21 protein-coding genes and 1 tRNA gene are annotated in these 20,053 nt (G+C 57.2%); 10 read left to right on the top strand and 12 right to left on the bottom strand.

The features are described 5' to 3' along the window. Positions 1-81 precede the first annotated feature (81 nt). The 4 genes from ACR0M2_RS05825 to ACR0M2_RS05810 all read left to right on the top strand — a co-directional run bounded on the left by ACR0M2_RS05825 (position 82) and on the right by ACR0M2_RS05810 (position 2,819). On the top strand, positions 82-999 hold the full coding sequence (locus ACR0M2_RS05825; RefSeq protein WP_170348843.1) for a LysR family transcriptional regulator: 918 nt from the start codon (positions 82-84) through the stop codon (positions 997-999). Between the two features lie 126 nt (positions 1,000-1,125). Then, on the top strand, positions 1,126-1,836 hold the full coding sequence (locus tag ACR0M2_RS05820; RefSeq protein WP_170348842.1) for an aspartate/glutamate racemase family protein: 711 nt from the start codon (positions 1,126-1,128) through the stop codon (positions 1,834-1,836). A gap of 295 nt (positions 1,837-2,131) precedes the next feature. Further along, positions 2,132-2,392 carry a hypothetical protein gene (locus ACR0M2_RS05815; RefSeq protein WP_170348841.1) on the top strand — a complete coding sequence of 87 codons (261 nt, stop codon included), beginning with the start codon at positions 2,132-2,134 and terminating at the stop codon, positions 2,390-2,392. Between the two features lie 256 nt (positions 2,393-2,648). After that, positions 2,649-2,819, top strand: coding sequence for a hypothetical protein (locus ACR0M2_RS05810; protein ID WP_480704267.1), 171 nt, complete (start codon positions 2,649-2,651; stop codon positions 2,817-2,819). A 409-nt stretch (positions 2,820-3,228) separates the two neighbouring features. Here ACR0M2_RS05810 and ACR0M2_RS05805 read toward each other — a convergent pair. Then, positions 3,229-3,305, bottom strand: a tRNA-Ile gene (locus ACR0M2_RS05805). Positions 3,306-3,412: 107 nt separating this feature from the next. Here ACR0M2_RS05805 and purM point away from each other — a divergent pair. The 3 genes from purM (at position 3,413) to rnd (ending at position 6,321) form a co-directional block, all read left to right on the top strand. Then, complete coding sequence (purM, locus tag ACR0M2_RS05800) at positions 3,413-4,459, top strand: phosphoribosylformylglycinamidine cyclo-ligase (protein ID WP_170358659.1); 1,047 nt, start codon at positions 3,413-3,415, stop codon at positions 4,457-4,459. Then, the gene (gene purN, locus ACR0M2_RS05795; protein WP_170358656.1) at positions 4,456-5,052 is read left to right on the top strand and encodes a phosphoribosylglycinamide formyltransferase; all 597 of its coding nucleotides are present in this window, start codon (positions 4,456-4,458) and stop codon (positions 5,050-5,052) included. The genes purM and purN overlap by 4 nt, the downstream gene beginning before the upstream one ends. A 111-nt stretch (positions 5,053-5,163) precedes the next feature. Beyond that, complete coding sequence (gene rnd, locus ACR0M2_RS05790; RefSeq protein WP_170358654.1) at positions 5,164-6,321, top strand: ribonuclease D; 1,158 nt, start codon at positions 5,164-5,166, stop codon at positions 6,319-6,321. A gap of 6 nt (positions 6,322-6,327) precedes the next feature. Here rnd and ACR0M2_RS05785 read toward each other — a convergent pair whose 3' ends face one another. After that, positions 6,328-6,855 carry a hypothetical protein gene (locus tag ACR0M2_RS05785; protein ID WP_170358651.1) on the bottom strand — a complete coding sequence of 176 codons (528 nt, stop codon included), beginning with the start codon at positions 6,853-6,855 and terminating at the stop codon, positions 6,328-6,330. Positions 6,856-6,994: 139 nt separating this feature from the next. On the opposite strand from ACR0M2_RS05785, the gene ACR0M2_RS05780 reads away from it, so the two are divergent. Then, positions 6,995-7,405: a SufE family protein gene (locus ACR0M2_RS05780; protein WP_226688397.1), complete on the top strand. Its 411-nt coding sequence runs from the start codon at positions 6,995-6,997 to the stop codon at positions 7,403-7,405. 6 nt (positions 7,406-7,411) lie between these two features. Here ACR0M2_RS05780 and ACR0M2_RS05775 read toward each other — a convergent pair whose 3' ends face one another. Beyond that, positions 7,412-8,077 (bottom strand): DUF1638 domain-containing protein, encoded by a 666-nt coding sequence (locus ACR0M2_RS05775; RefSeq protein WP_170375489.1) that lies wholly within the window; start codon positions 8,075-8,077, stop codon positions 7,412-7,414. Between the two features lie 89 nt (positions 8,078-8,166). Next, on the bottom strand, positions 8,167-8,865 hold the full coding sequence (locus tag ACR0M2_RS05770; RefSeq protein WP_170348833.1) for a corrinoid protein: 699 nt from the start codon (positions 8,863-8,865) through the stop codon (positions 8,167-8,169). Between the two features lie 290 nt (positions 8,866-9,155). Here ACR0M2_RS05770 and ACR0M2_RS05765 point away from each other — a divergent pair, with 290 nt between their 5' ends. Beyond that, positions 9,156-10,220, top strand: a complete 1,065-nt coding sequence (locus ACR0M2_RS05765) for a PA0069 family radical SAM protein (RefSeq protein WP_480704266.1) — start codon at positions 9,156-9,158, stop codon at positions 10,218-10,220. A 48-nt stretch (positions 10,221-10,268) separates the two neighbouring features. Here the strand turns inward: ACR0M2_RS05765 and gltA are convergent, their stop codons facing one another. Both gltA and gltX read right to left on the bottom strand, forming a co-directional pair. Next, positions 10,269-11,564 (bottom strand): citrate synthase, encoded by a 1,296-nt coding sequence (gene gltA / locus ACR0M2_RS05760; RefSeq protein WP_170348831.1) that lies wholly within the window; start codon positions 11,562-11,564, stop codon positions 10,269-10,271. Between the two features lie 119 nt (positions 11,565-11,683). Then, the gene (gene gltX / locus ACR0M2_RS05755; protein WP_480704532.1) at positions 11,684-13,084 is read right to left on the bottom strand and encodes a glutamate--tRNA ligase; all 1,401 of its coding nucleotides are present in this window, start codon (positions 13,082-13,084) and stop codon (positions 11,684-11,686) included. A 78-nt stretch (positions 13,085-13,162) separates the two neighbouring features. Here gltX and ACR0M2_RS05750 point away from each other — a divergent pair, with 78 nt between their 5' ends. Continuing rightward, a complete protein-coding gene (locus ACR0M2_RS05750) occupies positions 13,163-15,214 on the top strand; it encodes a ComEC/Rec2 family competence protein (protein ID WP_480704265.1) in 2,052 nt (683 codons plus the stop codon). Here ACR0M2_RS05750 and lexA read toward each other — a convergent pair. The 6 genes from lexA to ACR0M2_RS05720 all read right to left on the bottom strand — a co-directional run bounded on the left by lexA (position 15,208) and on the right by ACR0M2_RS05720 (position 20,033). Further along, on the bottom strand, positions 15,208-15,906 hold the full coding sequence (lexA, locus tag ACR0M2_RS05745) for a transcriptional repressor LexA (protein ID WP_170348829.1): 699 nt from the start codon (positions 15,904-15,906) through the stop codon (positions 15,208-15,210). The two genes, ACR0M2_RS05750 and lexA, sit on opposite strands and share 7 nt — an antisense overlap. A gap of 78 nt (positions 15,907-15,984) precedes the next feature. Then, positions 15,985-17,157 (bottom strand): molybdopterin molybdotransferase MoeA, encoded by a 1,173-nt coding sequence (locus ACR0M2_RS05740; RefSeq protein WP_480704264.1) that lies wholly within the window; start codon positions 17,155-17,157, stop codon positions 15,985-15,987. Next, a complete protein-coding gene (gene moaC, locus ACR0M2_RS05735) occupies positions 17,154-17,627 on the bottom strand; it encodes a cyclic pyranopterin monophosphate synthase MoaC (protein WP_480704263.1) in 474 nt (157 codons plus the stop codon). Before moaC ends, ACR0M2_RS05740 begins: the two co-directional genes overlap by 4 nt. Then, complete coding sequence (trpC, locus tag ACR0M2_RS05730) at positions 17,627-18,439, bottom strand: indole-3-glycerol phosphate synthase TrpC (RefSeq protein ID WP_480704262.1); 813 nt, start codon at positions 18,437-18,439, stop codon at positions 17,627-17,629. The genes moaC and trpC overlap by 1 nt, the downstream gene beginning before the upstream one ends. Continuing rightward, positions 18,436-19,455 carry an anthranilate phosphoribosyltransferase gene (gene trpD, locus ACR0M2_RS05725; protein ID WP_170348825.1) on the bottom strand — a complete coding sequence of 340 codons (1,020 nt, stop codon included), beginning with the start codon at positions 19,453-19,455 and terminating at the stop codon, positions 18,436-18,438. The genes trpC and trpD overlap by 4 nt, the downstream gene beginning before the upstream one ends. Continuing rightward, the gene (locus ACR0M2_RS05720; protein WP_170358634.1) at positions 19,452-20,033 is read right to left on the bottom strand and encodes an anthranilate synthase component II; all 582 of its coding nucleotides are present in this window, start codon (positions 20,031-20,033) and stop codon (positions 19,452-19,454) included. Before ACR0M2_RS05720 ends, trpD begins: the two co-directional genes overlap by 4 nt. Positions 20,034-20,053 lie beyond the last annotated feature (20 nt).

Raw genomic sequence — 20,053 nt, 5'->3', positions numbered from 1 at the left:
GGGAACCGTGCCGCGATAGCTATATCATTTCAAATACTATATTGTGGCAAGGGTATCAGAAAAAATGATGTGGGAATGTCAATGTCTTTAAGGTTTCGGCAATTGCAGGCGTTTCACGCGATTATGGAGACGGGAACGGTGACTGGGGCGGCTTCGGTTCTGGGGATATCACAACCCGGGATCAGTAATCTTCTGGCTCAACTAGAACGCGAAGCTCGGCTGCCGCTGTTTGAACGCAACAAGGGCCGTCTGTTGCCAACCCCCGAAGCTGATCTGCTGTATCGCGAGGTAGACACGGTCGTGCGTGGGCTGGATCACGTGGCGCAGGCCGTGACGGATTTGCAGAACAAGCATCCCGGTCAGCTGCAAGTGGCCGCACCGCACATGCTGTCGTTTGGATTCATGCCACGGGAAATCGCGCGCTTCGCCGCCAGCCGCCCCAATCTGTCGGTCAGTTTTCAATCGCAATACTCGTCCAAAATTCAGGAATGGGTGATCTCGGGCCTGTTCGAGGTCGGCATTGTCGAGGTGCCAATTCTACACGATACACTTAATGCTCAGGTGTTCCGCTTTGAGACTGTGGCCACATTTCCCGAAGGCAGCCATTTGGCCCAATACGACGTGCTGACCCCTGAGTTGCTAGAGAACGAGCCCTTTATCGTGATGGGCCCCGAGCATCAGACCTATCGTGGGACACGGGATGTTTTTCAGGCGGCGCACCGGACTTGGCGCACGCAAATTCATACACATCTGTCCGAAAACCTGCTGAGCTTTGTCAAACAGGGCATGGGTGTTGCAGTCATCGACCCATTTACCGTCGCCTTTGATACTGAGCGCGGATATCAGACCCGCCCATTTCGGCCCGCGGTGACGTTGGAACTGGCGATTATCACCGCCAAAGGGCGTCCTTTGTCGACCATCGCGCGAGAGTTTCTGGACCAACTTGTGCCCGCGATGGCGTCTTTTTCCACCAACGCGCATGGCGGCGACAGCGTTTGAATGCCAAGCGCTCAGTTTTTGCCTATTGACCTTTATCCGGTCTGTGCAAACTCTGCCCACGTCGTCGCGTTTCGAATGGCGAACAGACCCCTGCAGAACGTGTCCGGAAATGAAAAGGTTTGAGGAATGATCGCAACTGGTGGCAAATCACTTTACGGCGCATCGGTGGGTATCCTGATGCTGGACGCACGCTTTCCCCGCATTCCCGGCGACATGGGCAACGCGCTGACTTGGCCGTTTCCGGTGCATTTCCGCATTGTCCGGAACGCCTCACCCGATCTGGTGGTGCGTCGTGGAGCGCAGGGGATGCTGGACGCCTTTGTCGATGCCGCGCGCGAGCTGGTTGACGAGGGCGTCGACGGGATCACCACCAATTGCGGGTTCCTGTCGCTGTTTCAGAAAGAGCTGTCTCAGGCGGTCCCGGTGCCCGTTGTCACATCCTCGCTGATGCAGGTCGAAATGGTGAACAAGGTATTGCCTGCGGGCAAACGGGCAGGGGTGCTGACTATCTCGGCCTCGACCCTGACCGAGGCCCATCTGCGCAGCGCACAGGTGCCAGAGGGCACGCCCATCGGCTCGACCGAGGGCGGGCAGGAATTCACGCGCGCGATCTTGGATAATGAACTGACGCTGGACGTAGACAAGGCCCGCGCCGACAATGTCGAGGCCGCCCTGGCGATGAAAGAGGCCCATCCCGACCTCGGCGCGTTGGTGCTGGAATGCACAAACATGTGCCCCTACGCGGCCGATATTCAATCGGCGACGGGGCTGCCGGTGTATTCCATCGTCTCTCTGGTCAGCTGGTTTCAGGCAGGGTTAAGGCCGCCGGTTTACTGAGTGGCTAACGCTGAGCGGCGACGTGTTTTGCATCCATTCAACGCGCTACGTGCCCGTGCAAGTTAAACGATGAATTTCACGCGGATTCGACACCTCGAGTCGGTTTTATTGGCGTAATTGCCGTAGTATATCTTCTTCACTTTGCAGGATATTCTAGTGGCCGGTACCGGCACTTGGAGACGTCATTCGCGCGATCACAGATCACGCGAATGAGATATTGCAGATGATAAGATGATGCAAATTTTTGGTCTAAAGCACCGATCGACCCGTATCCCTTTTGTAATGGGAGGAAGTCATGACCAATAGTTTCGACGTAAAATCGACGTGGGATTCGGTAATGGATGAGACCAAGAACCCACTCAAGAAATACTCTCTATCTACAGCGCATATGCTGATGCAGATGTTGGCGTGGATGTGGAGTGCAATTTTTTCACTTATGATTGGCAGCTATTTCGTTTTCGGAATCACAGCGGTGGGCCACATGCTGCTGATTGGTGGATTGTTTGTAACGTTAGCCGTTTTCCAAAAAGCCGAAGCGGCTGATCCCAAAGAGTGACCTTGCCTCCCCCCAATGATGGGGAGCCATCGTAATCCGGGGCATTTGGTCCAATCCCTGACGTGCTCCGAATAGCCTACACTACCCCAAACTGTCGCCGCGTTGTTTGTAAAGGTACATCTCCGAACAACGCGGTTTTTTTTTAGGGAATGCATGTGAAGGCTCTGCAGTCGAGTATGGCGTTTTGTATCCACTAAACTTGAGACGATTTTTTATCTTATAGTGACGAAATGTTTTTCGCGGTCGGGGATTAGCAATGGACAACACTGTATTATTTTTTTTAGTTGGCATTTTTGTCGTTGGGCTTTTGACGCTCGGTTATTACTCAAGAAGTAGCGGCGCATTGATATCTATTGTGATCGTGATTGGCGTAATTGCCTCGGTAATAGCCTATCTTGGTGGTTATTTTGGTGAGCCTCCAAATTAGAAATCCTACTGAGCATCGAAAGCAGCGAGTGATCCAGCGCCTGCGTTGCCGCGTATCCTTTTTGTCCCTTTAGTCTGGGCAACCCCTGACCAGACTATGGCCCGCGTTGCTCGCCATCCCAGATTTGGGCAACGCGGGCACTGTTAATCCAGTTCCTAAGGTAATCCGCATCGTATTTTTCCCCAACTGCGCTCAGTGTAGGCATTTAAGTATCCTTCAGGTCAGCGCGGGATCTTTGGGTTCTAGGGGTATCTAGCTTCTTGATATGATTGACCGGCCGGGCAAGTGATTTCCGGTCTATCAGTAATACGTGTTGTTCTGGTTCGGTCTCATCCGACTTTGGATCACGCAACAATCAAAGAAACAGCGTTCCCTTGCTTGCCTTCTGAAAACCAGTTTTGCGGTGATTTGGTAGGCCCGGCAGGACTTGAACCCGCAACCAAAGCGTTATGAGCGCTCTGCTCTAACCAATTGAGCTACAGGCCCGCCTGAGCGCTTTGAGTATCACGGTGAACGGCCGCGTCAAGCCTGACCGTTGCAAGATGCCCAACAATCGACTAACCCGCGCGGGAACCATTCATAAGGGGCTGGCCATGACGACGGGCAAGAACGGAATCACCTATGCCGATGCAGGCGTTGATATTGATGCGGGGAACGCTCTGGTCGACCGGATCAAGCCTGCGGCCAAGCGCACCAACCGCTCGGGCGTGATGAGCGGTCTGGGCGGGTTTGGTGCCTTGTTCGATCTGAAAGACGCCGGATATCAGGACCCGATTCTTGTGGGCGCGACCGACGGTGTGGGCACCAAGCTGCGGATTGCCATTGATACCGGTGTGGTCGACGGTGTTGGTATCGACCTGGTGGCAATGTGCGTCAACGACCTGATCTGTCAGGGGGCCGAGCCGCTGTTCTTCCTGGACTATTTCGCCACGGGCAAGCTGGACACCGACACCGCCGCGCGGATCATCGAAGGTATTGCCGAGGGCTGTGTGCAGTCCGGTTGCGCCCTGATCGGCGGTGAGACGGCTGAGATGCCGGGCATGTATCCCGATGGCGATTTCGATCTGGCTGGCTTTTCGGTCGGCGCGATGGAGCGTGGCGCGCATTTGCCTGCGGGTGTGCAGCGGGGCGACGTGCTACTGGGGTTGGCCTCAAACGGGGTGCATTCCAACGGCTATTCGCTGGTGCGCAAGCTGGTTGAAATCTCGGGTCTGGGCTGGGATGCGGCGTCGCCCTTTGGTGACGGGTCACTGGGTGAGGCGCTGCTGACGCCCACACGTCTGTACGTCAAACCTGCGCTGCAGGCGATCCGGGCAGGGGGCGTACACGCGCTGGCCCATATCACCGGCGGCGGTCTGACCGAAAACCTGCCGCGCGTGCTGCCAGAGGGTTTGGGTGCTGAGATCGACCTGAACGCCTGGGACCTGCCGCCCGTCTTCCGCTGGATGGCGGAAACCGGTGGTATCGTCGAGGCCGAGATGCTGAAGACCTTCAACTGCGGCATCGGCATGATTGCCGTCTGCGCCGAAGACAGCGCCGATGAACTGGCCGCTCTGCTGGCCGAGGCCGGAGAAACAGTTGCTCGCATCGGCACCGTGACCGACACGCCCGGCATGGACTATTCGGGCAAACTGTTGTGAGTCACAAGCGCGTCGCCATCCTGATTTCGGGGGGTGGGTCCAACATGGTGTCGCTGGTCGACAGCATGGTCGGCGATCACCCGGCACGCACGTGTCTGGTTCTGTCGAATGACGCTACGGCGGGCGGGCTGAAAAAGGCCGCGGACCGTGGCATCCCGACGGCTGCGGTAGATCACCGCCCCTTCAAGGGCAACCGCGCTGCGTTTGAAGCAGAGCTGCTGAAGCCGTTGGAAGAGGCGCAACCGGATATTGTCTGTCTTGCGGGGTTCATGCGTGTTCTGACCGGTGATTTCGTTTCCCGCTTTCAGGGGCGGATGCTGAATATCCACCCCTCACTGCTGCCGAAATACAAAGGCCTCAACACCCATGCCCGCGCGATCGAGGCCGGGGATGCCGAACATGGATGTTCGGTTCACGAGGTTACGGCAGCGCTGGATGACGGCCCGATCCTGGGGCAGGCGCGGGTAAACATCGAAGCCGGTGACACGCCCGACGTTTTGGCTGCTCGTGTGCTGGTTTGGGAGCATAGACTTTATCCTGCAGTGTTGCGCCGTTACGCCAGTGGCGACCGGACTCCGGTGTTGCTGCCCTGAACGTCCCAGAGTGATTTACACGCGTGTTAAATTCGGCCTATGGTCTGCACTACGGCTAGGTACGGAAGAGACGATCAGCCGAAGAAAACAAGAGCAAGAACAGCACCGCGCATGAAAACCCTGACAACGACGCAAGAGCTGGCCGATTTCTGCAAGGCCGCGGCGGAATATGACTATGTCACCGTAGATACCGAGTTTCTGCGCGAACGGACCTATTATTCAAAGCTTTGCCTGATACAGCTGGCCGTTCCGTCCGATAACGAGGACAGCGCGGTTCTGGTCGATCCGCTGGCTGATGGTTTGTCTCTGGACCCGCTTTATGAGCTGTTCGGCAACGACGATGTGGTCAAGGTCTTCCATGCCGCGCGTCAGGATCTTGAAATTTTCTGGGTCGAAGCCGGTGTCTTTCCGAAACCGCTGTTCGACACGCAAGTTGCAGCAATGGTTTGTGGCTTTGGTGAGCAGGTGGGTTATGAAACGCTGGTGCGCAAGATCTGCAAGCAGGGAGTCGACAAGACCTCGCGGTTTACCGATTGGTCCCGCCGCCCGCTATCCGAGGCGCAAAAGACCTATGCGCTGGCGGATGTCACCCATCTGCGCCAAATCTATGAATATCTCGCAGCGCAATTGCAAAAATCGCAGCGCAGTCATTGGGTGGCAGAGGAGTTGCGCACGCTGACCCATCCTGCGACCTATGACATTCACCCCAAAGATGCATGGAAACGTGTAAAGACCCGGACGAATTCCGCCAAATTTCTGGCCGTGGTGCGGGAATTGGCGCAGTTTCGTGAGGCTTACGCGCAGGAAAACAATGTTCCGCGCAGCCGGGTCTTCAAGGATGATGCGCTGATCGAGCTGGCATCAACCAAGCCCAAATCGCCCTCGGATCTGGGCGGCTCGCGCTTGTTGCTGCGCGAGGCCCGAAAGGGCGCAATTGCCGATGGTATTTTAAGCGCCGTCAAAAAAGGGGTGAATTGCCCTGCGGATCAGCTGCCGCAAGTCGACAACAGCCGGGACAAACTGAAGGTGAACCCGGCGCTGGCGGATTTGCTGCGGGTTTTGCTGAAATCGAAAACCGAAAGCTCTGGCGTGGCAGCCAAACTGATAGCCACCAGCTCGGAATTGGATCAGATTGCAGCGGGTGAGCGGGAACTGCCTGCGATGTCAGGTTGGCGGTTTGAGGTGTTCGGCGAAGACGCCTTGAAACTGTGTGAAGGTAAAATCGCGCTGGCGGCCAAAGGTCAGAACGTCAAAGTTGTATCGCTGTAGCGCCGATTAACGGCGCCGCGATTCCAATGCGTTCTGCTGTCCTACAACCCGCACCAAACGGGTATTTTCCAAGTCTTTTTTGCTGATATTGATGGCGTCGGACACCATTCGAGACCGTTCTGTTCCCGTATTCGTTGCGCGCGCGGGATAGGTTACCCGGAAAGTGAACTCCAAAACGCCGTTCTTCTGGTTTTCTTCACTGTCCACGCGAACCAGTCGGGCGTCATAAGCACCTTGCCGGACTGCCGTCCCCGAGGCGTAGACGATTGCACCGTTCGGGGTCGGCTCAATCCTCAGTTCATCAATCTTGGCGATCGGAACGCTTGTATCCTCAGGGGTCGGTCTTGAGAGCAGTCCACCGCCTTCCCTTGTTTCGGGCACAAGAGCGTTGGCGTCATAGGTCGCTGTTTCCGGCGGCGGGGCTGACGTGCTTGAACCGAACCAGTTGGACGGGTTCACCCGTGACTCGCGCCAGCTGTTGCAGGCAGACAGGGCCAGGGTAGCCACCAAGAGAACAGTAAACGATTTTTGCATGGTCCCAACGTCCAGAGCTGTAAGTCCAGCAATGGGTTATCGCAATTTCTGTTGATTGAAAAGCCGCGTAGGGGGGTGGACAGGCATAGATCGGAGGCATAGTTCACAATTGTGATTGCAACGAAAGGACCGCCGCGACATGGCAACGCCTGCCTTTGAAGAGATCGTCGACGATTTCGAGTTTCTGGAGGACTGGGAAGACCGGTACCGCCACGTCATCGACCAGGGCAAAGCGATGGAGCCGCTGGAGGACGCACTAAAAGTGCCGGCCACCAAGGTCCACGGCTGCGCAAGCCAGGTCTGGTTGCACCCGATCATCGAAGACCGGGTTTTCCGGTTCGACGGGGACAGCGATGCGCTGATCGTACGTGGCCTGATCGCGGTGCTGCGTTCCTTGTATAACGGGTTGCCCGTCAGCGAAGTTCCCAAGGTAGACGCAGGCGGAGAGCTGGCGCGCTTGGGACTGAACGATCACCTGTCCGCACAGCGGTCGAATGGATTGCGGGCAATGATTGATCGTATCCGCGAAGTGGCGCAGGAAAACGCCTGACGCTTTTCAGGCTTTCGGTGTGCGTTTTGCCCAATCGGTCAGGGTGGTTTCCAAATCGCCATAACCGGTCAGGCGACGTTCGAATTCCAAACCCATCCGCTCGGCACATTCACGGGCACGGGCTGTCAGGTCCGGATCGTCAATTTGCGCCTGATAGACCAGCTTGGTATAGTTGCCGAAATACATGCTAAGCAACTCGGGGTGTCGGTCCAGCCCCAGCGGTTTCCACACAAAGGCATCGAACTGCCGGGCCAGAAAATCGGTCAGGTAAAAGGCGGTGGTTTCCTCATCACCATGTGCTTCAAACGCCTGATTTCCTTCGAAGAAGGAATAACAATGGGGGCCTTTGACCATCTCGACACCCAGGTCTTCGCAGGCTTGCTGCAGTAGGCCACCCGTTCCGCAATCGGCATAGACCACAAAGATCTGGTCATAGTCGTCACGGTGTTTGGCGACGGCCTCTTGTACCGCCGGAATGATCTTGTCAGGCTGGATGTGAAAAATCGCGGGCAGGCAGGTCAGCGCCATGTGATCCCAGCCATTGCGTTGCTTCAGGTCCAGAATCTCACGCGCCAGCGCGCCACAGGCCAACAGCAGGATGCGCCCGTGCTCACCGGATTCGTAGCCCTTGGTCGTCAGGCTGGCATCGTCTGGCAATTTATCCTGCTGCATTGGGTGCTTCTCGGATTCTACGCGACTGTCAGTGTAACATAAAAGGCCGCCCGAAACCCGGACGGCCCCAGAATAACCTGCGCGTCCGGTTAACCGGCCAGTTGGTTGTGCTTGCGCGAGACGAAATCCTTGGCGGTTTCAACCGCAACGGCTGCGTCACGGCAATAAGCATCCGCACCGATGGCTTTGCCGAATTCCTCGTTCAGCGGCGCGCCGCCAACCAGAACGATATAGTCTTCGCGTTTACCTTGTTCGACCAGCGTGTCGATCACAACCTTCATGTAAGGCATGGTCGTGGTCAGCAGGGCGGACATGCCCAGAATATCTGGCTCTTCGGTTTCAAGCGCTTCCAGATAGTTTTCAACCGGGTTGTTGATACCGATATCGACCACTTCAAAGCCAGCGCCCTCCATCATCATCGACACAAGGTTCTTGCCGATGTCGTGGATGTCGCCTTTGACTGTACCGATCACCATCTTACCCACGCGCGGTGCGCCGGTTTCGGCCAGCAGCGGCTTGAGGATAAACATACCGCCCTTCATGGCGTTTGCAGCCAACAGAACCTCGGGCACGAAAAGAATACCGTCGCGGAAGTCGTGGCCCACGATGGTCATACCACCGACCAGAGCCTTGGTCAGGATGTCGTAAGGCGTCCATCCGCGTTCAAGCAGGATGTTCACACCTTCTTCGATCTCTTCTTTCAGGCCGTCATAAAGATCGTCGAACATCTGCTCGACAAGTTCGTCGTCATTCAGTTCGGACAGGACGATGTCTTCTTCTTCAGACATGGGGCGTTTCCCTGAGCTGTGCGAGCCATAGGCCCGTGGTGGCATTTTTCCCGTTTTGGCCAAAACGTCGCAGTTTGACTGTGACGATTGCGACCTCAGTCGTTTCGGGACCGACCTATACGTCAAATTTTTGCATCACTCGACAGAATTATCTGCAAGATGATCCTGCATCTGGTTCATTTTACTGGTGGATAACCACACGGTTGATACCTGCGCGGCCTCGAATGCTGTGCTTGCGGGTATTCGGGATTGCCGTTATACCCAATCAAAGGAACATAACGAGAACAAACATGGTTGCACCGCATATTCGCGGCCGAGGAGCCGCCACAAATGCCGCTGGACGGTTCGAACAATTCGACACCATACCTTGTGACGATGGCTGGGATATCGACGAGGACCTGCCGCCTTTGCGAACCGATGTTCGGGACGAGGTCGCCCGCAGCCTTATTACCTATAACCGTTCGCCGGATTTGCCGTTTGATCGCTCGATCAACCCGTATCGCGGGTGTGAGCATGGTTGTGTCTACTGTTTCGCCCGCCCGACCCATGCCTATCTTGGGCTATCGCCGGGGCTGGACTTCGAAACCCGCCTGATCGCACGGCCAAACGCAGCGGATATCCTGCGCAAGGAGTTGTCGGCCAAAGGGTACAAGGTTGCACCCATTGCCTTGGGTACCAACACGGACCCTTACCAACCGATTGAGAAAACCCGCGCGATTACAAGAGGCTGCCTGTCGGTTCTGCAAGAATTCAATCACCCCATCGCCATCGTCACCAAGGGCGCCTTGGTCGAACGGGACTTGGACATCCTGGCGCACATGGCTCAGCAAGGGTTGGTGCGGGTCGGGATATCCCTGACCACTCTGGATGCTAATCTGTCCCGTCGGATGGAGCCGCGCGCGCCCTCACCACAGCGCCGATTGGCCATGATACGCCGCTTGACCGAAGCTGGGGTGCCGGTGCGGGTCATGACGTCTCCCATAGTGCCTGGTCTGACGGATCATGAGTTGGAACACCTGCTTGAGGCGGGGCGTGAGGCGGGCGCGGATGCTGCCAGTTGGATCATGTTGCGCTTGCCGCGTGAAGTATCGACGTTGTGGCAGGAGTGGTTGCAGGATCACGAACCCGCGCGGGCGGAAAAGATCATGTCCAAGCTGCGCGAAATGCACGGGGGCAGGGACTATGACCCGCGCTGGGGCCACCGGATGCGGGGTGAGGGTGAATATGCTGGGTTGATTGCCAAACGGTTTGCCTTGGCGGTCAAGCGCCTAGGCCTTGTAAGGCGGACACCGCCCCTGCGATGCGACCTGTTTGCCCGCCCGGCTCAGATCGGCGATCAGTTGAGCCTACTATGAAAGAAGCCCCGGACGCAGGTCCGGGGCTTAAGCATTTCATCGCTGCAATCAGCGGTTTTCGATATCCACGTAATCACGCATGGTTTCGCCCAGATACAGCTGGCGCGGGCGACCGATTTTGTTCTGTGGATCGGCGATCATCTCTTTCCATTGGCTGACCCAGCCAACGGTGCGCGACAGGGCGAAGATCGGCGTGAACATCGAGGTTGGGAAACCCATCGCCTCGAGGATGATGCCCGAATAGAAGTCGACATTCGGGAACAGCTTTTTCTCGGCGAAATACGGATCTTCCAGCGCTTCTCGCTCAAGCTCTTTGGCGACCTGCAGTTTTGGATTGTCTTCGATGCCCAGTAGATCCAGCACTTCGTCAGCGGATTGCTTCATCACCTTGGCGCGCGGGTCAAAGTTCTTGTAGACGCGGTGGCCAAAGCCCATCAGGCGGAACGGATCATCCTTGTCCTTGGCGCGGGCAATGTATTCAGGGATGCGATCCACTGAACCAATCTCTTCCAGCATCTCCAGACACGCTTGGTTGGCGCCACCATGGGCCGGACCCCACAGACAGGCGATACCGGCCGCGATACAGGCAAACGGGTTCGCACCCGAGCTTGAAGCCAGACGCACGGTCGAGGTCGAAGCGTTCTGTTCATGATCCGCATGCAGGGTAAAGATGCGGTCCATCGCGCGGCTGAGGATTGGGTTAACATCATACTCTTCGGCCGGAACGCTGAAGCACATGCGTAGGAAGTTCGACGCATAGTCCAGGTCGTTGCGCGGATACACGAAGGGCTGACCGGTGTGATACTTGTATGCCCAGGCTGCGATGGTCGGCATCTTGGCGATCAGACGGTGCGACGCAATCTCGCGCTGACGTGGGTCATGAATATCTGTCGAGTCATGATAGAAAGCCGACATTGCACCGACGACGCCAACCATGATTGCCATAGGATGCGCATCGCGACGGAACCCACGATAGAAATACTGCATCTGTTCGTGCATCATGGTGTGGCGAGTGATCGTGGTCTCGAACTTCTCCAGATCTTTTGCGACTGGCAGCTCTCCGTACAGCAACAGGTAGCACACTTCGAGGAAGTGCGATTTCTCGGCCAGTTGGTCGATCGGATAGCCGCGGTGCAACAGTTCACCCTTATCGCCGTCAATATAGGTGATGGTGCTGTCGCAGCTGGCTGTCGAGGTGAAGCCCGGATCATAGGTGAACACACCCGCATCACTGTACAGTTTGCGAATGTCGATCACATCCGGGCCAACGGTTGGCGAGTGAACCGGCAACTCGTAATTTTCACCATGTACGGTAAGAGTGGCTGTTTTTTTGCTGTCGGTCATCGTTGTCCCTTCTTCGTTCATGAGCACGCCGGGTGAGCGGCCTGCGCGCGGTCAGCGGTCACACACTAAAGTGTTGACCGGTCGTAACGAAGCAGCGTTACCTGAATATTAAGCCAGGGTCATTTTGCTGCGTCGGAAAGCCGTGCCAAGGTTTCTTCACGCCCCAGCACAAGCATCATGTCAAACACCGAAGGAGTCACTGCCCGACCCGCCAAAGCCGCCCGCAAGGGCCCAGCCAGCTTGCCGAACTTGATGCCTTTCGCTTCTGCAAAGGCATTGAGGGTTTCCTCCAGTTCGTTCCGCAACCAGCTAGCATTTTGCACATGCGGCGTCAATTCACTTAGTATACCGTCGGATACTGTTTGCAGTGCTTTTGCCGCTTTCTCATCCGGCTCAATCGGGCGGGAAATCAGCGCAAAGTGTGCTTTTTCAAGCAATTCCGGGAAGGTTCGGGCGCGATCCTTCAGACAATACATTGCACGTTCAAGAACACTAGATTGTGTCTGAGTGAGAGCAGGAAGGCCCGCCGCATCCAGATAAGCTTCGATTTCATGCCGCAGCGCAGCATCATCAGACGTCGCGATATGCTGACCGCAGAGATTCTCAAGCTTTTTCAGATCAAAGCGGGCCGGACTTTTGCCGATTCCGTCCAAATCAAACCACTCTTTGGCCTGCTCGTCGGTAAAAAACTCATCGTCGCCGTGGCTCCAGCCCAAACGCGCGAGATAGTTGCGCATGCCAGCGGCAGGATAGCCCATCGCCTGATATTCCTGTGCGCCCAAGGCACCGTGACGCTTCGACAGTTTCTTACCGTCTGGTCCGTGAATCAGCGGGATATGTGCCCATACCGGAACGTCCCAACCCATCGCCTCGTAGATCATCATCTGGCGTGCGGCGTTGTTGAGGTGATCGTCGCCCCGGATCACATGCGTTACGCCCATGTCGTGATCATCCACCACCACAGCCAGCATATAAACCGGTGTTCCGTCCGAGCGCAAAAGGACCATGTCGTCCAGCTGATCGTTGCGAATGGTCACATCCCCCTGCACCTGATCGCGGATCACGGTGGCGCCTTCCTGTGGGGCCTTGATACGGATTACAAAAGGTGCATCAGGATGGGTGGCCGGATCAGCGTCACGCCAAGGGCTGCGAAACAGGGTGGACTTGCCGTCGGTCCGAGCCTGCTCACGAAAGGCTGCAATTTCATCCTGGGTTGAAAAACACTTATAGGCTTTACCTTCGGCCAGAAGCTGGTGAGCGACCTCGGCATGGCGTGTGGCACCCTCAAACTGGCTGATTACATCACCATCGTGATCTAGGCCAAGCCATTCCATGCCTTGCAGAATTGCGGCTGTCGCCTCAGGCGTCGAGCGTTCGCGATCCGTGTCTTCGATCCGCAGCAGGAACTTACCGCCACGACCACGAGCATAGAGCCAGTTGAACAACGCAGTGCGGGCACCGCCGATATGCAAAAAACCGGTGGGCGAGGGGGCGAAACGGGTGACGACCTGATCGGACATTGTGTGGATTAACCTTTTGGTAACCGTGTCGGGCATAGTTTGGCGTCTGTCTAACGAGCCCGAAGGACGGGGGCAACCATGCGTGTTCTGGCACGGGTCGACGCCGCTTTGCTGAACCAGACAGGGTATTTGTTCCAGTGGTCTCCGATTTGTCTGGCAGTTGGCATCGGCCTCTATTTCAGCCTTCGGTTTGAACCGGAATGGCAGGTCTATGCCTGTCTTCTGCTTGGCATCACGTTGCTGGTCTGGGTTGGCCGCACGCGCCGCACTGGCTGGGCTGCGTTGGCAACGGGGGGCGCGATGATCGCGTCCGGTTTTATACTGGCCGGCGCACGAGCCCATACGGTCGCAGAGCCGGTCCTGTCCTGGCGTTACTACGGCCCGATCGAGGGGCGGGTCGTAGCCATGGATCGCTCTGCGTCGGACGCGTTGCGGGTCACGCTGGATCGGGTGCGTATAGGGGATGTGCCCGCAGATCGCAGACCGCAGCGCGTCCGGCTTTCACTGCACGGAGGATCGGTTTCCCTGGCGCCTGGGCAAAGGATCATGACCACCGGGCATCTCTCACCGCCGCAAGGGCCGGTTGAACCCGGAGGGTTTGATTTCCGCCGTCATGCCTGGTTTCAAGGGCTGGGCGCGGTTGGCTATACCCGGGTGCCGGTGATGACCATTGCCCCCGCAACTGACGCGACCGAAGGGGTCCGGGTAACTGCCTGGCGTATGGCCATCTCGGAAAGGGTACGTGCGATCCTGCCTGGTGAGATCGGTGGGTTCGCAGCCGCCGTTACAACCGGAGATCGCAGTGGCATGGGGCAAGAGACGTTAAAATCCCTGCGGGCCTCGAACCTAGCGCATTTGCTGGCGATTTCGGGCCTTCACATGGGGTTGCTGACGGGGTTCGTTTTTCTGGTGTTTCGGTTGGTCTTATCAGCCATTCCTTCAGTGGCCTTAAGGTTGCCCGTCCGCAAGTTGGCGGCAGTTTGTGCGTTGATCGCGGCCGTCCTTTACCTACTGTTGTCCGGGGGCAATGTTGCAACGGAACGCGCTTTCGTCATGGCCAGCGTAATGCTGGGGGCGATCCTGATCGACCGCCGTGCGATTTCTTTGCGGGCCGTGGCCGTGGCTGCCCTAATCGTGTTGATTCTACGGCCAGAAACATTGTTGAGCCCAGGCTTCCAGATGTCCTTTGCTGCCACTACGGCGCTTGTCGCGGTGTTTGGGCTGTTGCGGGACTATGGCCCAATGCCCGGTCCAAAATGGCTGAAACCGGTGACCGGCTTGCTGTTGTCCTCGGCGATTGCAGGGCTTGCGACCGCACCTATCGGGGCGGCGCATTTCAACACGATGTCACACTATGGGTTGCTGGCCAATATGCTCTCGGTCCCGGTAATGGGCACGATTGTGGTGCCCGCCGCCTTTGTCGCGGCATTGCTGGCCCCTTTCGGGCTAGAGGCGGCCGCATTGAATGTCATGGGTCTGGGGTTGGAGTGGATTCTGATCGTTTCAGACAAGGTGTCAAACTTAGATGGCGCGCAAGGCTATGTCGTTAGTCCGCCACATTACGTGTTGCCCATGTTTGCGCTGGGGGCGTTGTGGCTGGCGTTGTGGCAGGGCCGCGCAAAATGGATTGGGATTATCCCGGTTGCGTCCGCATTTTTGTCGTGGGGGCAGGGGCAAAGACCCGAGGTTCTGATCGCGGATTCAGGCGGGTTGGTGGGTGTCATGACTGAACATGGCCGCGCGCTGAGCAAAGAAAAAGGCAGCGGTTTCATCGCTACGGTATGGTTGGAAAACGACGGTGACGGGGTAGATCAGAAGAAGGCGGCCAGCCGCTGGCCTGATGCAGAAAACGCTGTTCAGCGCTTTGATTGGCAGGGCAAGGAAGTGATTCACATCACCGGAAAACGTGCGGCCCAAGGGTTTGAAGAATGCCAATCAAACCAGATCGTGGTGTCTGCAGTTGAGTTGAACCTGAACGGGGATTGCGGTCTTTTCGATCCGAACCGCCTGAAAGAAACCGGAAGCCTGGCGTTTTCAAAAGGACGCATAACAACCAGCCGAGAGGCAATCGGCCGTCGCCTGTGGTCCCCGGCTATCGCCGAGAACCGCAATTTAAAACGGGATCAGTAGCTGCGGATCAGCCCGACCAGCCGTCCCTGCACCTTGACCTTGTCCTCGGGCAGAACGCGGGTTTCATAGGCGGGGTTCGCAGCCTCAAGCGCGATAGCATTGCCACGGCGGAAAAAGCGCTTCAGGGTCGCTTCCTGATCTTCGACCAGAGCCACGACGATATCGCCATTATCGGCAACCCGAGTTTCACGGATCACCACGACATCGCCGTCATTGATACCGGCATCGATCATCGAGTCGCCACGTACCTCAAGCGCGTAATGTTCGCCTTTGCCCGAAACCATGCTGCCCGGGACCGCCACACGGTGCGATACGTGGCTGATCGCTTCAATCGGGACACCAGCTGCGATACGGCCCATGACCGGCAATTCCAAGGCATCTACAGTGACCGGTTCGAAATTCGCCGGGCGGGGACCTTCGGGCCTGTCGCCTTCAATCACGCGAGGTTTGAAAGCGGCTGTTGGTTCGCCGCCGAGACTTTCGGGCAGCTTTACGATCTCAATCGCGCGCGCCCGGTGGGCAAGGCGACGAATAAAGCCACGCTCTTCCAGCGCAGTGATCAGGCGATGAATCCCGGACTTCGACCGTAAATCCAGCGCGGCCTTCATTTCGTCGAAACTGGGCGGAACACCGTCCGCCTGAACGCGTTTGTGGATGAATTCCAACAAATCCAACTGTTTCTTGGTCAGCATTGCTCACACCTCGTCGGTCATGCGTTTTCTTTTGTTCTACGCATGTTCACGTTTTGTGTCAACGGATTTGAGCGTGGCCTATATCGGCAGGAACAGAACCTCATCCCCCGCGGGGCGCGCCTGATCATTCGGCTCACGAACCAAAAGCGCGTTGGCCTGCGCCAGAACGCTGAGAAGCGAGCTGTCCTGATCGGCACAGGCGCGAATGCCATCCTCACCGAGGACAGCTCGCATATAATGTTCGCGTGGGCCGTTTTTGCCGATGGGCTCGGCCAGCTTGGCCTGGCGAAACGGGGTCAGGGCTTGTTCGATGCCCAACATGCGACGCAACATGGGGATCAGGAAGAGATAACCGCAAACCATTGCACTCACGGGATTTCCCGGCAGCCCAACCATCGCTGTGTCACCCAACTGACCCGCCATCAGGGGTTTCCCGGGGCGCATGCGGATTTTGTAGAACGACCGCTCCATCCCCAATTTCTGAGAAACGTCCCCGACCAGATCGTATTCTCCGACCGAGGCACCCCCGATTGTCACGACTAGATCGGCGCCACTTGCCAGCCCAAACGCCGTTTCTAAGGACGCGACAGTGTCGCGCGCGATCGGTAGAATTCGCACATGTGCACCGGCATTCTCTAGCATGGCTTTCAGGCCAAAAGTGTTCGAAGCGATGATTTGATCCGGGCCTGGGATCTCACCGGGCATAACCAGTTCATCTCCGGTCGAAATCAATGCGACCACGGGTTTGCGTCTGACCGGCACTGTTGCAATATTCATTGCTGCCAACAGCGCGACGTCTTCAGGGCGCAAAAGGCGCGGAGCGCTGATCTTGGTGCCGACGGTAAAGTCGACACCTGCAGGTCGGATATTTGTTTTCAGTCCGGGATCGTCGGTGATTGTAAGCAAATCCCCGCGCCGTTCCGTATCTTCTTGAATAACAACGAAATCAGCACCTTCCGGCACCGGAGCGCCGGTAAAGATACGAACGGCCTGACCGGGGCCTACGGTGCCTTCAAAACGACGCCCGGCAGCGGATTCGCCAACTACTTTGAACATGGCGTGTTGTTCGACTTCGGTCGACTTCAGCGCGTAACCATCCATGGAAGAGGCCGAAAATGGCGGTTGATCGCGCGTGGCGCTGAGGTCTTCCGCCAGCACGCGGCCAGCAGATTCGGCAAGCGGAACTGTTTCTGCGTTTAGCGGGGAAACAAGATCAAACAGTAGTGACCGGGCTTCTTCGACTGTAATCATCTCGCCTCGTAACGGCCTGATTTACCGCCATCTTTCAGCAGGACCCGGATGCCGCCGATCTCCATCGCCTTATCGACTGCCTTGGTCATGTCATACACAGTCAGCGCCGCGGTTGAGACCGCAGTCAACGCCTCCATCTCAACCCCGGTCTGGCCTGCGGTCTTGACGGTGGCTTCAATCTGTACGCCCGGCAAATCGGGGTCCAGGGTCAACTCAACCGCAACCTTTGTAACCGGCAAGGGGTGGCAAAGCGGGATAAGGTCGGGTGTTTTCTTCGCTCCCATGATGCCTGCCAGCCGCGCAATACCTAAAACGTCACCCTTCTTGGCGCGTCCTTCTGAAATTAAATCAAAGGTTTTCTTTGCCATCTTGATGTGGCCAGCCGCCACCGCGACGCGGTCAGTAACAGCCTTGTCCGAGACATCGACCATATGGGCCTGTCCCTGCGCGTCGAAATGGGTCAGAGGCATCACATCACTCCGGGGATCAGCGGGTTTGCCAGCAATTGCCGGGTGGCGGCGGTGACATCATCCTGACGCATTAGGCTTTCCCCGATCAGGAAACACCGCGCGCCATAACGGGCGATATCGGCCAGGTCTTCGGGTGTACTCAGACCGCTTTCACAGACAATCGTCCGACCGCCAGGAACCAGTTTCGAAAGGCGGCGTGTAGTATCAAGTGTGGTCTCGAAGGTCTTGAGATTACGGTTATTTATCCCGATCAATAGACTTTTCAGTTGGGTCGCCCGTTCCAGTTCAGCCTCGTCGTGAACTTCGATAAGAACGTCCATCCCCCAGTCAATGGCCGTTTGTTCCAGCTCGGCCGCCTGACCATCTTCGACCGAGGCCATGATGATTAGAATGCAATCGGCACCCAAAGCGCGCGCTTCGACCACCTGATAGGGGTCGTACATGAAATCCTTACGCAGGGCTGGCAGCGACGTTGCTGCGCGTGCCGCGGTTAAGTATTCCTTGGCGCCTTGGAAGCTGGGCGTGTCGGTCAGTACAGACAGACAGGCTGCACCGCCTTCTTCATACGCCTTGGCCAATGCAGGCGGGTCGAAATCGGCGCGGATCAACCCTTTGGAGGGGCTGGCCTTTTTGACCTCGGCGATCAGGCCATACCCCTTGCGGGTCGCTTTCCGCAAGCTTTCGGCAAAGCCGCGCACTTCGGATGCGAACCGTGCCTCACTTTCCAGTGTTTCCAAGGACTTCTCAGCCTTGTCTGCAGCTATTTCTTCCAGCTTATAGGCTTTGATCTTGTCCAGTACCGTCTCGGTCATGCGGTCTCCTGAGTCATGCGGGCTAGTACCGCGATTTTTTCTTTGGCTTTTCCGCTGTCGATGCTTTCGACGGCTTTTTCGACACCATCCCGCAAATCTGTTGCGGCGTCTGCAACCACCAGCGCGGCGGCAGAGTTCAACAGAACCGCATCGCGATAGGCCGAGGGCTGCCCGTCCAGCAGTGCGCGGAAGGCGACAGCATTTTCTTCGGGTGTTCCGCCGATGATATCCTCGAACGGATGAACCGGTAGGCCCGCGTCTTCGGGGTGAAGTTCCACCTCCTTAACGCCACCATCCTCTAGTGCTGCGACCCAACTGATGCCAGTGATGGTCAGCTCATCGGTCCCGTCTGATCCGTGTACCAGCCAGGCGCGGTCAGACCCCAGCAGACCAAGCGTTTCGGCCATTGGGCGTATCAGGTCGCGGCTGAAGGCTCCGGTCAATTGGCGTTTGACGCCCGCAGGGTTCGTCAAAGGGCCGAGAATGTTGAAGATCGTCCGGGTCCCAAGCTCTTGCCGCGAGGGCATGACATGCGCAATGGCTGGGTGGTGCATCGGGGCCATCATAAAGCCGATACCGGCCTCTTTCAAAGCCTTTTCAACTGTTTCCGGGCCAACCATGACGTTGATCCCCAACTGCCCCAAAGCATCCGCTGCCCCGGATTTTGAGCTGAGGTTGCGGTTGCCATGCTTGGCCACGGTGACACCGGCACCAGCGACAACAAATGCCGTGGCGGTTGAGATATTGAGCGTGCCTTTGCCGTCCCCTCCGGTTCCGACGATATCCATTGCACCGTCGGGCGCGGTGACGGCATTGCACTTGGCGCGCATCACGGCGGCGGCCGCGGCGTATTCCTCGACCGTTTCGCCACGGGTGCGCATGGCCATCAGCAGGCCACCGATCTGGCTGGGCGTGGCTTCACCGTCAAACAAGATACCAAAGGCCTGTTCGGCTTCGGCACGGGTCAGAGGCCGATCGGCGGCGGCTCCGATCAGCGGTTTCAGAGCGTCGCTCATGCGGGAACTTTCATCTCAGACAGGAAATTCTTGAGCAGGGCATGACCATGCTCGGAGGCGATGGATTCCGGGTGGAACTGAACGCCGTGAATCGGCAATTCTTTGTGCTGCAGACCCATAATGGTACCGTCTTCCAGCTCTGCCGTGACCTCAAGACAGTCGGGCAGGGTGTTGGGGTCGACCACCAAAGAATGATAGCGGGTCGCCTCAAATGGCGAGGGCAGCCCGGCAAACACACCTTTTCCGGTGTGGTGCATCGTTCCCATTTTGCCATGTACGATTTCGTGGCAGCGGATGACGTCGCCCCCAAAGGCCTGTCCGATAGTCTGATGGCCAAGACAGACTCCCATCAGCGGCGTTTTCGTTTCAGCCGCTGCTTCGGTCAAGGCCAAGCAGATACCGGCCTGATCCGGATCACAGGGGCCGGGGCTGAGCAGGATGCCGGATGGGTTCATGGCCATGGCTTCCTGAACGTCCAAGGCGTCATTCCGCCGAATGACCATCTCGGCGCCAAGTTCGCCTAAATAATGTACCAGGTTGTAGGTAAACGAGTCGTAGTTGTCGATCAGCAGCAGCATTTGGGCACTTGTCTCGGCTT

The sequence above is a fragment of the Ruegeria sp. BE10 genome (genome assembly GCF_056538905.1).
This window is presented reverse-complemented; position numbering and strand designations above follow the sequence as displayed.

Coding starts and splice junctions, on each gene's coding strand:
- ACR0M2_RS05825 (WP_170348843.1), top strand. CDS start 82: ATGTCTTTAAGGTTTCGGCAATTGCAGGCGTTTCACGCGATTATGGAG.
- ACR0M2_RS05820 (WP_170348842.1), top strand. CDS start 1,126: ATGATCGCAACTGGTGGCAAATCACTTTACGGCGCATCGGTGGGTATC.
- ACR0M2_RS05815 (WP_170348841.1), top strand. CDS start 2,132: ATGACCAATAGTTTCGACGTAAAATCGACGTGGGATTCGGTAATGGAT.
- ACR0M2_RS05810 (WP_480704267.1), top strand. CDS start 2,649: ATGGACAACACTGTATTATTTTTTTTAGTTGGCATTTTTGTCGTTGGG.
- purM (WP_170358659.1), top strand. CDS start 3,413: ATGACGACGGGCAAGAACGGAATCACCTATGCCGATGCAGGCGTTGAT.
- rnd (WP_170358654.1), top strand. CDS start 5,164: ATGAAAACCCTGACAACGACGCAAGAGCTGGCCGATTTCTGCAAGGCC.
- ACR0M2_RS05785 (WP_170358651.1), bottom strand. CDS start 6,855: ATGCAAAAATCGTTTACTGTTCTCTTGGTGGCTACCCTGGCCCTGTCT.
- ACR0M2_RS05780 (WP_226688397.1), top strand. CDS start 6,995: ATGGCAACGCCTGCCTTTGAAGAGATCGTCGACGATTTCGAGTTTCTG.
- ACR0M2_RS05775 (WP_170375489.1), bottom strand. CDS start 8,077: ATGCAGCAGGATAAATTGCCAGACGATGCCAGCCTGACGACCAAGGGC.
- ACR0M2_RS05770 (WP_170348833.1), bottom strand. CDS start 8,865: ATGTCTGAAGAAGAAGACATCGTCCTGTCCGAACTGAATGACGACGAA.
- ACR0M2_RS05765 (WP_480704266.1), top strand. CDS start 9,156: ATGGTTGCACCGCATATTCGCGGCCGAGGAGCCGCCACAAATGCCGCT.
- gltA (WP_170348831.1), bottom strand. CDS start 11,564: ATGACCGACAGCAAAAAAACAGCCACTCTTACCGTACATGGTGAAAAT.
- gltX (WP_480704532.1), bottom strand. CDS start 13,084: ATGTCCGATCAGGTCGTCACCCGTTTCGCCCCCTCGCCCACCGGTTTT.
- ACR0M2_RS05750 (WP_480704265.1), top strand. CDS start 13,163: ATGCGTGTTCTGGCACGGGTCGACGCCGCTTTGCTGAACCAGACAGGG.
- lexA (WP_170348829.1), bottom strand. CDS start 15,906: ATGCTGACCAAGAAACAGTTGGATTTGTTGGAATTCATCCACAAACGC.
- ACR0M2_RS05740 (WP_480704264.1), bottom strand. CDS start 17,157: ATGATTACAGTCGAAGAAGCCCGGTCACTACTGTTTGATCTTGTTTCC.
- moaC (WP_480704263.1), bottom strand. CDS start 17,627: ATGCCTCTGACCCATTTCGACGCGCAGGGACAGGCCCATATGGTCGAT.
- trpC (WP_480704262.1), bottom strand. CDS start 18,439: ATGACCGAGACGGTACTGGACAAGATCAAAGCCTATAAGCTGGAAGAA.
- trpD (WP_170348825.1), bottom strand. CDS start 19,455: ATGAGCGACGCTCTGAAACCGCTGATCGGAGCCGCCGCCGATCGGCCT.
- ACR0M2_RS05720 (WP_170358634.1), bottom strand. CDS start 20,033: ATGCTGCTGCTGATCGACAACTACGACTCGTTTACCTACAACCTGGTA.